Annotated in this window: 9 protein-coding genes; 4 read left to right on the forward strand and 5 right to left on the reverse strand. The window is 64.1% G+C overall.

Annotated elements, in window-relative coordinates; all coding sequences use genetic code 11:
* Positions 1-12: 12 nt before the first annotated feature.
* Complete coding sequence (locus RAS12_RS18840; RefSeq protein ID WP_306937997.1) at positions 13-2,454, reverse strand: bifunctional acetate--CoA ligase family protein/GNAT family N-acetyltransferase; 2,442 nt, start codon at positions 2,452-2,454, stop codon at positions 13-15.
* A gap of 120 nt (positions 2,455-2,574) precedes the next feature.
* Here RAS12_RS18840 and gltX point away from each other — a divergent pair, with 120 nt between their 5' ends.
* Positions 2,575-3,981: a glutamate--tRNA ligase gene (gltX, locus tag RAS12_RS18845; RefSeq protein ID WP_306937998.1), complete on the forward strand. Its 1,407-nt coding sequence runs from the start codon at positions 2,575-2,577 to the stop codon at positions 3,979-3,981.
* Between the two features lie 57 nt (positions 3,982-4,038).
* On the opposite strand, the gene RAS12_RS18850 is transcribed toward gltX, so the two are convergent.
* From RAS12_RS18850 to RAS12_RS18860, 3 genes are all read right to left on the reverse strand, one after another.
* Positions 4,039-5,232 (reverse strand): MFS transporter, encoded by a 1,194-nt coding sequence (locus RAS12_RS18850; RefSeq protein ID WP_306938000.1) that lies wholly within the window; start codon positions 5,230-5,232, stop codon positions 4,039-4,041.
* 128 nt (positions 5,233-5,360) lie between these two features.
* Complete coding sequence (locus tag RAS12_RS18855; RefSeq protein WP_306938002.1) at positions 5,361-5,867, reverse strand: hypothetical protein; 507 nt, start codon at positions 5,865-5,867, stop codon at positions 5,361-5,363.
* 189 nt (positions 5,868-6,056) lie between these two features.
* Positions 6,057-6,956 carry a LysR family transcriptional regulator gene (locus RAS12_RS18860; protein WP_306938003.1) on the reverse strand — a complete coding sequence of 300 codons (900 nt, stop codon included), beginning with the start codon at positions 6,954-6,956 and terminating at the stop codon, positions 6,057-6,059.
* A gap of 85 nt (positions 6,957-7,041) precedes the next feature.
* On the opposite strand from RAS12_RS18860, the gene RAS12_RS18865 reads away from it, so the two are divergent.
* Together RAS12_RS18865 and RAS12_RS18870 are read left to right on the forward strand one after the other, a co-directional pair.
* A complete protein-coding gene (locus tag RAS12_RS18865) occupies positions 7,042-7,890 on the forward strand; it encodes an alpha/beta hydrolase (protein ID WP_306938004.1) in 849 nt (282 codons plus the stop codon).
* A 64-nt stretch (positions 7,891-7,954) separates the two neighbouring features.
* Positions 7,955-8,935, forward strand: coding sequence for a Bug family tripartite tricarboxylate transporter substrate binding protein (locus RAS12_RS18870; protein ID WP_306938006.1), 981 nt, complete (start codon positions 7,955-7,957; stop codon positions 8,933-8,935).
* A 62-nt stretch (positions 8,936-8,997) separates the two neighbouring features.
* On the opposite strand, the gene RAS12_RS18875 is transcribed toward RAS12_RS18870, so the two are convergent.
* The gene (locus RAS12_RS18875; protein WP_306938008.1) at positions 8,998-9,447 is read right to left on the reverse strand and encodes an Lrp/AsnC family transcriptional regulator; all 450 of its coding nucleotides are present in this window, start codon (positions 9,445-9,447) and stop codon (positions 8,998-9,000) included.
* A gap of 130 nt (positions 9,448-9,577) precedes the next feature.
* On the opposite strand from RAS12_RS18875, the gene RAS12_RS18880 reads away from it, so the two are divergent.
* Entirely contained in the window at positions 9,578-13,084 is a 3,507-nt protein-coding gene (locus RAS12_RS18880) for an indolepyruvate ferredoxin oxidoreductase family protein (RefSeq protein WP_306938010.1), read from the forward strand.
* Positions 13,085-13,257: the final 173 nt, after the last annotated feature.

Genomic DNA, 13,257 nt, shown 5'->3' on the forward strand with positions numbered 1-13,257 from the left:
TTACCGCAGGCGTCAGGCCAGCCCCAGCCACACCCGGCGCATGGTCGGGTCTTCGGGATCTGCGTCGTTGGTGAAGCCCAGGCTGGTCATCAGGGCCAGCATGGGCCGGTTGGTCGACAGCACCAGGCCGTCGATGTATTCCAGGCCCTGCTCGCGCGCGGCATCGATCAGCGCCGTCATCAGTTGACGGCCCAGGCCGCGCCGCTGCCAGTCGTCGCCAATCACCAGCGCGTACTCGGCGCCGCGCCCATCCGGGTTGCGCAGATAGTGCGCGAACCCGACCAGCACTTCACGCGGATGTCCGCGATTGGCGGGGTTGGGCACTTGCGTTGCTGCCACCAGCGCCAGTTCACGGTGGTAGTCCACCTGGGTGTAGCGCGACACCATACGCGGCGTCAGCTCGCGCATCATGGACACAAACCGCATGTAGCGCGACCGCTCCGACAAACCGCGAATGAACTCTTGCAAGGCTTCGCCGTCTTCGGGGCGAATGGGCCGCAATACCCACGGAATGCCATCGTCAAACCGGCGCACCTGCACCAGGCGCGCCGGATACGGATGAATCGCCATATGCGGATAACCCGCCGTTTGCGGCGATTCACAACCCGGGGTTTCGGTCAGGGTCATGCGCAGACCGCCCGCGCGCAGATGCGTTTCACCCGCATAGAGCGGGTCGATATCCAGGGATTCGATATCCGGCAGCTCCGACACCAGTTCAGACACGAGCACCACGGTCTGTTGCAGCGATTCAGCCGCCATGTGCCCAATGCGCGGGGCCAGCACGCGGCGCCACAAACGGCTGCGTTCGATCAGTTGCCGGGCCAGGAAACCGTTGAGCGGCGGCAGATCCATGCCGCGATCCGCCAGCGACAGCACTGCGTCCGGGCCGCCCGCGCCAAAGCGGATGACCGGGCCGAATTGCGGGTCGCGCCGCACGCGGATCGCCATGGGGCGTGACTCGGGTTCTGCGGCCGCCACGTCCACTGGCGTATCGCGCAGCGGCACGTAGAACAGGCTTAACAGGGTACGGATTTCAGACGTATTCAATTCGCGCCGGCAATCGGCGCGGGCGCGCGCCACGATCTCGCGGGCGGCAGCCAGATCAGGCACGTGGCCGGCAGGGTCCTGCGGCTGCGTCTGCAACAGCAACTGCTGGTTGTAATGGTGCGACGCCAGCACGCCGAACGCATCCGCGGCGGATTCCGGCGTGCGGAAAGCGGATGTGCCGGCGTCGTCCAGCATGCGCCGCAAGGGCCGCATGCCCGCGTCGCCCATGAAGCACGTCACCACCGGCTTTTTCGCGTTGGGCGCGATCTGTGCAAGTTCGCGCGCGACCGCAGGCATATCGGCCAGCGCATCAGGCGCCAACAACACCAGCACCCCATCCACCCCGGCATCGTCCAGCACAGCATCCAGCATGGCGCGGATGCGCTCAGGGGTCAGCGGCATATAGGTAATGACGGGATTGGCGCAAGCTGCGTCCGGTTCCAGCATGGCTTCCAGCGTGCGGCGGGTGGCGGGCGCGAGGTCGGCGCGCAGCACCGCTGCATCGGGGCCGATCAGGTCCATGGCCAACTGGGGTGGCCCGCTGCCGTTGGAGATTAGCGCCACGCGCCGCCCCTTGGGCCGCCGCGTGTACCCCAGCACTTTCACGGCCGAGAACAATTGCACGAAGTACCGCACGCGGACCGCGCCAGCCCGGCGCAGCGCGGCGTCAAAGATCGCGTCCGAGCTATCGGCATCGGAACGGCCCGCCTTCAGCACGATCACCGGTTTGACGCTGGCGGCCGCGCGCAGCGTGCTCATGAATTCACGAGCGGGGCCCACGTCTTCCAGATAGAGCACGATGCTGTCGGTGCGCGGATCGCTGGCCAGGTAGTCCAGCACCTTGGCCAAGCCCACGACCGCCTCGTCGCCCAGCGACACGGCGGTGGAAAAACCGATGTGCACGTCTTCGGCCCAGTCCATGACCGCAGCCATGATGGAGCGGGACTGCGCCAACAGGGCGACCCGCCCGGCCCGCGCCAGCACCGGGTGCTGGCTGAAATTCAGGCCGGCATGAGGCCGCTGGGCGCCGAACGAACGGGGTCCGAGCAGTTCGCAGCGGTTTTCCTCGGCCCAGGCCCGGCACAGGGCCAGCGTGCCCCGAGGATAGGGGTCCGGGAGCTCATGCGGTAGAAGAATGACCGAACGGGGCGATAACGGCGACAGGCGACGCAGCGTTTCCGGCAGCACGGCGGGCGAGACACAAACCAGGGCCAGATCAGGCCGCTCGCCGGGCGCCAACCCTTGCAGGGCGGCGGGCATCTCGGGCGCGCTACCGACGACACAGTCGACGACCGTGGTTTTCGCCTTGAGCGCGGGCGACAGGGAACCCGCCGCCGGCAGCGGCCGGTCGGCAACGAGCACCAGCGAACTGGGTTCGAACATGGGGGCAAGAGCGTGTCGCAGCATAGGAGTGGCGGGCGCTAATCTAAAATATCGTTCATCGTAACAAGACAACCTTGCGGTCCGCTTGATGTGGACCCTGCCTGACGCCACTTTGTGGCGCCGCAGCCGCTATCATTGCCACCTATGACTTCCAACGCCTCCTCCCCCATTCGTACCCGCTTCGCACCTTCGCCGACGGGTTTCCTGCATTTGGGCGGCGCGCGCACCGCGCTGTTCTCGTGGGCCTTCGCCCGCCATCACCAAGGCACCTTTGTGTTGCGCATCGAAGACACTGATGTCGAGCGCTCCACGCCGGAAGCCGTCCAGGCCATTCTCGACAGCATGGAATGGCTGGGCATGCAGCCCGATGAAGGTCCCTTCTATCAGATGCAGCGCATGGACCGCTACCGCGAAGTGGTCGCGCAGATGCTGGCTGCTGGTACCGCTTACCACTGCTACAGCTCGCCCGAGGAAGTGGAGGCCATGCGCGAAGCCGCCCGCGCACGCGGCGACAAACCGCGTTATGACGGCACCTGGCGCCCGGAAACCGGCAAGACCCTGCCCGCCATCCCGGCAGACCGCAAGCCTGTCGTCCGCTTCAAGAATCCCCAGGAAGGCGCGACCGCCTGGAACGACATGGTCAAGGGCACGATCAGCTTCGACAACACCGAGCTCGACGACCTGATCATTGCTCGCCCGGACGGCACGCCGACCTACAACTTCTGCGTTGTGGTCGATGACTGGGACATGGGCATCACGCACGTTCTGCGCGGCGATGACCACGTCAACAACACTCCGCGCCAGATCAACATCCTGCGCGCGCTGGGCGCGGCTCTGCCTGAATACGGCCATGTGCCGATGATCTTGGGCCCGGACGGCGAAAAGCTGTCCAAACGCCACGGCGCGGTCAACGTCATGGAATATGACAACGAAGGCTACCTGCCCGAGGCCATGATCAACTACCTGGCGCGTCTGGGCTGGAGCCACGGCGACGATGAGCTGTTCTCGCGCGAGCAGCTGGTGTCGTGGTTTGACACCAAGCACCTGTCGAAGTCGGCCTCGCAATGGGACCCCAAGAAGCTGAACTGGGTCAACGCCCACTACATCAAGCAGATGGACAATGCGGAACTGGCCGAACGCGTCGCCCCGCGCGTGGCGAACCGTGGCGGTCATCCGGAAAAAATCGATCTGCCGGGCGTAGTCGGCCTGCTGAAAGACCGCGCCGAAACGCTGGAACAACTGGCGGATGGCGCCATGCTGTTCTGCGCGGAATTCAAACCCGCTGCCCCCGAACTGATCGAGCAGCACCTGACCGCCCCCGCGCGCGAAGCGCTGGCTGACTTTGCCCAGCGCGCCCAGGACACCGACTGGACTCGCGAGGCCCTGTCCGCCCTGATCAAAGCGGTGCTGGCCGACCGAGGCCTGAAAATGCCGCAACTGGCAATTCCGCTGCGCGTGGCCGTAACGGGCCAAACGCAAACGCCCGCGGTGGATGCCGTGCTGGCCCTGCTGGGCAAGCAAACGGTGTTGAAGCGTCTGGCTTCAATCTGAAGAAGCCGGGTTGAGGATGGGGCGTGACCACGCCCCGCCTCGCCGCCTACTCGCGCATCAAACCGTCACCGTGCGCCGTTTCAGCGCTAGGGCAAAGAACGCGCCCAGTAACGGCAGCAAGACAGCCGATCCGCCGAACAAGGCGGCCGCTCCGATCTGATCCACCACGGCTCCCGCCAGCGCCACGCCCGCCGCCTGCCCCATGAACAGGCAGGATGCGAACCAGGCGACGGCGGTCCCGCGTGCGGACGGCACCATCTGGGTCGCATTCGTTTGCAGGGTCGCGTGCAGCAGGTAATAACCAAAGCCCGCCAACACGCTGGCCAAGAGGCTCCACATCCAGACCGGACCCAGCAGATACGAAAGGAATGCCACGCTCAGGACGAGGCCGCCTGCAACTGCCAGCCCGCGTTCTCCCAAGCGCTTGAGGATGCGGCCTGCCACAACGGTATAGATCAGCCCGCCCACCGCATACACGGCCACCAGCGCGCCCGCGGCGGTCAGGGAAATATCGAAGCGCTCATGCAGGTAGGATGGCGCGAAAGCCAGTGCGCCGAACACAAGCAGGCCCTCGGCAAACACCGTCGCCAGCACCACGCGCGCCCATGGCGTGCCCAGCACCAGCCGGGCCTGCGCCATGAATCCTTTTTGCACGGTTCCCGGGTCGACCCGGCCAAAGCCTGACACCTGCTGCCGCCGCACTTCCAGATGCAGCAGCACGCCCACGATCAAATAACCGACGACCAGCGCCGCAAACGCCCAGCGCCAGCCCACGGTGTCCGCGAACAGGCCCCCAGCCAATTGGCCCGCCGACATGCCCAGAATGGTGCCAGTCAGAAAACGCGCCAGCGTCGCCTGCCGGCGCTCATACGGCACGTTGTCGCCGATCCACGCCATGGAAAGCGGCACGATGCCCGCCCCCGCCGCCCCCGACAAGGCCCGGCAGAACACGAGCATATCCAGGGATTCGGCCATGACGGCTCCCGCGCTGCCCAGCGCGCACGCCACGGTCGCCACACTGACGACACGGTATTTGCCATATCGGTCACCTACTGGACCGAAGAACATCTGCAACACGCCGTAGGCCACCGCAAACGCCGTCACGGCGCGCGCGGCCTGTCCGGTGGTGGTACCGAACTCCGCCGCCAATTGCGGCAGCATGGGATCACAGATACGGAAAGCACTGGCGCTGACAAAGGCGGCCAGGGCAAGCAGCGCGATCGCGCGTGCTTCAGAAGACATGGCGGGCATGAGGAACCGGCGTCGAGGCAAAAGTCGAAGCTCGCACCTTACAGCAGCCCGGCCCGCTTGGCGAAGGCGCCGGACGGAGTGTCCGCCCGGCGCAACGGCGCCCGGCGCAACGGCGCCCGACGCACTAATCAATAAGGCAGGCGGTAGCCGGCAGGCATGCGGCGGGCGGTCAAGACCTGGCCGCTGCTTTTCAATTCGCGCAGCGTCAGTTTGGTCTGCTCGACCTTTTCGACGCGATAGCGGTTCAGGTAGATCGGGTCGTTGATGTCCACGAGCTCACCGGCCGATTTGGTGGTCTGCATCGAATAGATGCCGTCCGCCACAGACCAGCAACCGGTTTCGCGCAACGCGGGACGCGACTTGCGGCCGATCTTCAGCAAAGTTTCGTAGGCCATCGTGCCATCGGCAGACAACACGATCAGCGAATGCAGATCGCCGCTGACATCGCGTGGCCGCGAATTCGACAACCAGGTGCCGATCATGGGGTCCCCGGCTTTGGCGGGCACGCATGCCATGGCCTTGGGCGGTTCCGCAGGCTGGGCCTCGGTGATGGTGGCGGGCTTGCGGGTAATGCAACCGGCCAGAACAAGAACGGCGCAGGCAATGCCGGCCGAACGCAAATACACACTGCTCATGACATCCTCAACACGTCTGTCGACGCGCCGCACCGATCACACCGGCACGTCCTCCGCGCAGCAAACATGACGCACTCTAAAGAGCCGCATCTGAAGAATCAATGACGATCCGCGCCGTGTGCAATTGCGCAACAGTCCACCCTGGAAAGTGCCTGCTTTACCGCTGAAAACCGCAAAAATGCGTTGGTTTCAAGCGACAGTGCGTCCGCCTCGAACCGCCTTTGCGCGCAGCATTTCTTCCATGCGCAAAGCAGCCGGCGACAGACTGCGACCGGCCAGCCTCATGATGCCCAGTTCCCGCTCGATCCGCGGCCGGGACAACGGCACAAACGCGAGTCCCGGGGAATCCGGCGGCACGCCCAGACGCGCCAGCACCGTCACCCCCACGCCCCGCTCCAGCATGGCCAAGAGCGACATCATGTTGGACACAAACACCTGCCGGTCCAGCATGAACGCCGCTTGCGGATAACCGGCAAGCTGACGGTGCGCCATCGTGCCAACAAGCGGCAGATCCGCGATCTCGCGCCAGGTGACCGACTTGCGCCCGGCCAGCGGATGGCCGCGATGGCAAACCAGGCCAAACGCATCTCGCAGCAAAGGTTCGAACGTCAAGCGGCGATCCTGCGACACGGGGCTGCATACGCCCAATTCCACCTCGCCCGCCAGCACCATGCGTTCAACGCCTTCGGAGTTGTCATCGAACAGACGCAACGACACGGCGGGAAAGTGTTCGCGGTACGACGCCACCAGCTCTGGCAGCCAGTGCGTGGCGACGGTCGCCACCGATGCCATCGTCAAGGTACCCGCGCCATTGTTGGCCAGCCCGGACAGCGCACCGGCCACCCGGTCGTGGTGCTCAACGAGTTCTCGCGCCAGCGGCAGGCAATCTTGCCCGAACCGCGTGAGCGTGTTGCGGTTGTTTTGCTCAAACAAGGGCTGCCCCAGTCGCTGCTCCATTTCTCGAATAGACAAGGACAGCGCGGGTTGCGACCGGAACGCGCGGGCGGCAGCCGCACGAAAGCTCTTGAGTTCCGCCACCAGCAGAAAATGCCGATAGTGGGCGATGGATAGATCCGGTAGGGAACGCATGGCTATAGGTGATTTGAAAAACTTATTGAATCATAGGAAAAATAAAGTTTTCTGATCATAGAGCGACACTTAACATGGCTGCAACATGATCGCCGCCTCTTCCCCCTCTACTACCTCGCCTGGCCGCCCGGACCCGCTGGATTTCAGCCTGGCCGACCGCCTGCCTGCTCTCGATGCCGGCCACGGCCGCTTGCTGATCGGCGCGCCCCCGCAACCCGGCAAACCCAGCCTGCTGTTCGTGCCCGGCGCGTATCACGGCGCCTGGTGTTACGCGCATTATTTGGATTATTTCGCGCAAGCGGGCTTGGGCTGCGCGGCACTGGACCTGCGCGGCCATGGCGGCTTGGCCCCCGATGCTGATTTCCCCAGCGTCACGATCGCCGACCTGGGCCAGGACGTCGTCAATGCACTGGACGTATTGAAAGGCCCGACCGTGGTCGTGGGTCATAGCATGGGAGCCTTGCCGGCCTTGCTCGCCGCCAGCCAGCGGCCGGTGGCTGGCGTTGTGCTGATGGCGCCCTCGCCTCCGGGCGACCTGCCCGGCGCGCTGGCGCTGCCTCCCGTACCTGCCGCCGCGCCTCGTCCTGCGCCCGCCGACACGGAAATCCGCGCGCGCTTTCTGGCAACGTCGCCCGATCGGGACGTCAGCGCCGTATCGCGCCGCCTGAACGCCGAAAGCCCGCAGGTGCTGAATGACCGCTATCTGCTGCGCGTGGCGATCAGCGCAGCATCCATCACCGCGCCTGGCTTGTGCCTGGAGGCCGGGTTGGATACGCACGACCGGCACCCGCCCGGCCAAGACCTTGCAATAGCGCGGCGCTTCGGATTTACCCACGCCGTGCTTGCCGGACAACCGCACTGCATGATGTATGCAGACCATTGGCAAATCAGCGCGGCCGCCATTCTGGCTTGGCACCGGACGCAATTCGGCTGACCCGGCCAACGAATACCGACAAAACAACGATAACGACGCGCAACCGCGCAATCTGGAGACAAGCATGTCCTTTCACCACTTGATACGCCCGGCCATCATCGGCGCAGGCCTGCTGTTTGCTGGCGCGCTGCACACCTCCGGGGCGATGGCCGCCGGCTGGCCCGAAAAACCCGTGACCCTCATCGTGCCGTCTGCGTCGGGCGGGGCCGCAGACCTGACGGCTCGGACGTTTGCTCAATATCTGGGCGCGCAGACTGGCCAGACTGTCATCGTCGAAGACCGCCCAGGCGCTGGGGGTATCGTGGGTACCAACGCCGCCAAGAACGCGGCGGCAGATGGCTACACATTCCTGTTGTCCACAAACTCCACCCATTCCGCCAATCAATTCCTGTACAAGTCCCTGCCCTATGACGCGCAAAAGGACTTTCAGCAGGTCGGCATGCTGGGCACCTTCGGCACCGTAGGCGTGGTCGCACCCGACAGCCCCTATCGGACAGTGCCCGAGCTGGTGGCCTACGCCAAGCAGCATCCCGGCGACGTCTTCTTCGGCTACTACAGCTCGTCTTCGCAGGTGCCATCCGAACTGCTCAAGCAGCGTGCAGGCATCAACATCACCGGCGCGGCCTACAAGAACATCACGCAGATCATCACGGACCTGCGCGGTAAACAGATTGGATTTGCGTTCGTGGACTACCTGACCGCGATGGGCCAGATCGATGGCAAGGGCCTGGTCCCTATTGCCGTCACCGGCGCTCAACCCAACGCGGCGTGGCCCAGCGTGCCCGCCATGGCGACTTACTATCCGGACTTTGTCGTTGCGGGTTGGCTGGGACTTTCCGCCCCTGCGCGCACACCGCCAGAAATCGTCGCCAAGATGAACGCCTACATGCAGGCAGCCGTGAAAGATGTGGCCACCGCCAACAAGCTGCGCGCGCTCGGTCTGACCCCGGAATCGATGGACGTGCCGCGCTTTGACGCTTTCGTGAAAGAAGATACGGAGCGATGGAAGGAATGGATTCGTATCTCGGGCATCCAGCCCCAATAAACGGGATCGATGCTGGAAAATCGCGCCCCCTCTATATATAGAGGCGGGCGCGTACGTCTATTTTAAAGCGGCAGACGCTGTTCGTGCTTGATCTCGCGCAGCGCGACGATGGTGCGCGTCTGGCGGATACCGGGCATGTTGAACAGAAAGCGATGCAGGAAGCGGTCGTAGGCTTCCGGGCTTTCCACCAGGATTTTCAGCAGGAAATCTGAATCGCCCGTGACGGCATAACACTCCAGGATTTCCGGCGCATCACGCACCGACCGCTCAAAGTTCTCTACCGTGTTGGCGGAATGGCGCTCCAGGCTGATCTGCGCAAACATGCAGCCCAGCCCGACCTTGCTGCGATCCACTTGGGCGCTGTAGCCCTGAATAACCCCGCTGGCTTCCAACGCCTTCACCCGCCGCCATACCGGTGCGGCCGACAGGCCGACCTTCTCCGAAAGCTGCTGCGCCGAGGCCCGGCCGTCCTCTTGCAAGGCCTTGAGGATGCCGATATCGGTCTTGTCCATCGCTTTGTCTCCTGGTTTTTGTTCAATACGAAATGTTCATTGCGAATTATAGGGATAGCACGATCCGAAAACGCAATAAACCTGATGCCTCGCGAACCTATCATGGTGCGAAATACCAGGAGCATTCATTATGGACGGTACCCCCGCCGCCGAACCCCAGCTGGACCTTGACTACCAGCTTGCCGACAACCTGACCCGAGAGTCTGGCCGCATCTTTCTGACGGGCACGCAGTCCCTGGTCCGCATCATGCTTACGCAGCGCCGGATCGACCGCGAACGCGGCCTGAATACGGCTGGTTTTGTGTCGGGCTACCGCGGATCGCCGCTGGGCGGCGTCGACATGGCCATGTGGAAAGCGCAAAAGGCGCTGGATGCCAACCAGATCACCTTCCTGCCTGGCATCAACGAAGACATGGCCGCCACTGCCGTCATGGGGACGCAGCAAGCCGGCGTGCGCAGCGACCGCAATGTCGATGGCGTATTTGCCATGTGGTACGGCAAGGGGCCGGGCGTAGACCGCGCGGGCGACGCGCTGCATCACGGCAACGCCGCGGGCGCATCCCGCAACGGCGGCGTGCTGGTGGTGGTGGGCGACGATCACACCGCCGTGTCCTCGTCGATTCCGCATGCCAGCGAGGCATCGCTGATAGGCTGGCAGATGCCCATCGTGCATCCCACGTCTATCGACGAGTATGAGACCTTTGCGTTGTGGGGCTGGGCGCTGTCGCGCTACTCGGGTACCTGGGTCGCCTTCAAGGCCGTGTCGGAAACCATCGAAAGCGGCCATTCGTTCACGCCCGCGCCGGTGCAGTCCTACGACATGCCCGCAGATCCCGAGACCCCGCCCGAAGCGCTGGAATATTCCGCGCGCGACTTTCTGTCGCTGGCGGTAGAGACGCGCATGAACCTGCGCATGAAAGCCGTGGCCGCGTTTGCGCGCCGCCACAGCATCGACAAACTGACCTGTCCGGCACCCAAGGCCACCGTGGGCATCGTCACGGTCGGCAAAGCGCACCTGGACACCATGGAAGCGCTGTCGCGGCTGGGCGTGGACACCGTCACCGCCAACGCGCCCGTGCGCATCTACAAGCCGGGCCTGACGTGGCCGATGGACACCGAGCGCCTGCTGGAATTCGCGCGCGGCTTGTCGCACATTCTGGTGATCGAAGAAAAAGGCGCGGTCGTTGAAAGCCAGATCAAGGATCTGCTTTTCAATATGCCGGAACGCGCATCGGTCACTGGCAAGAAGGGATTCGACGGCGAACCGATGGTGCCGTCCGCCGGCCAACTGCGCCCGTCACTGCTGGCCCAGCCGCTGGCCCGATGGCTCACCCGCACAGCGGGACTGCCGCTGAGCACGGACCTGTCGTCCTTTGAATGCCAGGCCGCGCTGTCCAACGACGCCGACGGCATGCGCCGCCGCCCGTATTTCTGTTCGGGCTGTCCGCACAGCACGTCGACCAAAGTGCCCGAAGGCAGCCAGGCCTTGTCCGGCGTGGGCTGCCACTATATGGCCGCCTGGATGGACCGCGATACCGGCGGTCTGACGCAGATGGGTGGCGAAGGCGTGGACTGGATTGGCCTGTCGCGCTATACGACGATGCCGCACATCTTCCAGAACATGGGAGAAGGCACGTACTACCACTCGGGTTATCTGGCGATCCGCCAAGCCGTTGCCGCGCGCGCCAACATCACCTACAAAATCCTTTTCAACGACGCCGTTGCGATGACAGGCGGGCAGCCTGTGGACGGTCCGATCTCGGTGCCGCAGATCTGCCAGCAACTGCGCGGTGAAAACGTGACGCGCATCGTCGTCACCAGCGACGAGCCGGAAAAATACCAGGGCGTGGACCTGGGCCCGAACATCTCGGTGCACCATCGCCGCGAGCTGGACGCGCTGCAACGCGAGCTGCGCGAGATCAAGGGCGTGACGGTTCTGATTCACGATCAGACCTGCGCGGCCGAAAAGCGCCGCCGCCGGAAGAAGAACCAGTTTCCGGACCCGGCACGCCGCATGCTGATCAATAGCGCAGTGTGTGAAGGCTGCGGCGACTGCGGCGTGCAGTCGAACTGTCTGTCCGTCGTGCCGCTGGAAACGCCGTACGGCCGCAAGCGCGCGATCGATCAGTCCAGCTGCAACAAGGACTATTCCTGCGCGGAAGGATTCTGCCCCAGCTTTGTGTCCGTCATGGGCGGAAAGCCGAAGAAAAGCGCAGCGCCCAAGACCGATCAGGAACGCCTGCAACGTCTGATCGAACAGTTGCCGTTGCCAGCAACGCCTCAGCTTGACCGTCCCTATCGCCTGCTGGTCGCGGGCATGGGCGGCACCGGTGTCATCACCATCGGCGCCATTGTGTCGATGGCGGCCCATCTGGAAGGTCTGTCGGCGGCCGTGCTGGACCTGACCGGTCTGGCACAGAAAGGCGGTACGGTGGTCAGCCACATCCGTTTGGCGCCCGCTGGCGCTGGCGCGGGTCCGGTGCGTTTGGACTGGCAGCAAGCGGACGCAGCCATTCTGTGCGACCCCGTTGCGTCGGTCGCGCCCGACTCGCTGGGCGCGCTGCGCCGCGGACACACTCAGGTGATGGTGAACACATATGTGGCGCCAGTGTCCGACTTCACGCGCAATCCCGACGCGGCCATGCGCCCCGAAGCGCTGCTGGCCAAGATCCGCTATGCAGCGGGCGAGGCCAACACGCATGCCATCGATGCCCACGAAGCGGCCTTGGCGCTGTTTGGCGACAGCATTCTGTCCAATATGTTCATGCTGGGATATGCGTGGCAACGCGGCGGCGTGCCGCTGTCGCAGGCGTCCATCAACCGCGCTATCGAACTCAACGGCGTAGCCGTCGCCGCGAATCGCGCCGCGTTCGAGAGCGGCAGGCTGGCTGCGCATCAGCCCGACGCATTGGAAAGCGCGCTGCGTCCGCGCGCCCAGGTCGTGCAGTTGCACGTGCCCGAGACCTTCGAGCGCGCTGTCGCCCGCCGGGTCGCCGACCTCACTGCCTATCAAAACGACGCTTACGCGCGTGAGTACCAGGACGTGGTGGAATCCATCGCGGCCCGCGAACGCGAATTGGCGCCCGACGCCAAGACCCCGCGCCTAGCCATGGCGGTTGCACGCGGCCTCTTCAAGCTCATGGCGTACAAAGACGAATATGAAGTGGCGCGTCTTTATACGGGCGAATCGTTCCAGGCGCAGTTGAAGGGCCAATTCGAAGGCGATTATTCACTGCGCTTCCATATGGCGCCGCCGATATTCGCCCGCAAGGACCCGCGCACGGGCATCCCCCGCAAGATGACACTTGGTCCGCGCACGCTCTCCGCGCTGAAAGTCCTGACCCGTCTGAAGGGTTTGCGCGGCACGTGGTTCGATCCCTTTGGCCACACCGCCGAACGCAAGATGGAACGGGCGCTCATCAGCGAGTACCGGCACACCATAGACCAGCTGCTTGTAGGGTTGACCCGGGACAAGCTCGCACAAGCGGCTACAATCGCCGCCCTTGCTGAAACCATCCGCGGCTATGGCCATGTGAAGGCGGCAAGTGTCGAGAAGTATCGGACGGAATTGGGTCGATTGATGCAGAGCTATACAGCACCGGCCCCGCGCGACATGCCCCTGCGGAAAACCGCATAAACATTCGCTCTGAGCGGTCCTGTCCTGGGCGCGCCTTACTGGGCGCGCCTAGTGCATTTCGTAACAAACTTTTGTGAGCGTTGTCATATCTTCTTCTTGTCCCTACCGTTCTCGATCACTAGAATTAGTGTCCAACGAGGGGTGCTACACTACATGTTGTGGTTACCTAAGCG

This window comes from Achromobacter seleniivolatilans (genome assembly GCF_030864005.1).
Lineage (GTDB): Bacteria > Pseudomonadota > Gammaproteobacteria > Burkholderiales > Burkholderiaceae_B > Achromobacter > Achromobacter seleniivolatilans.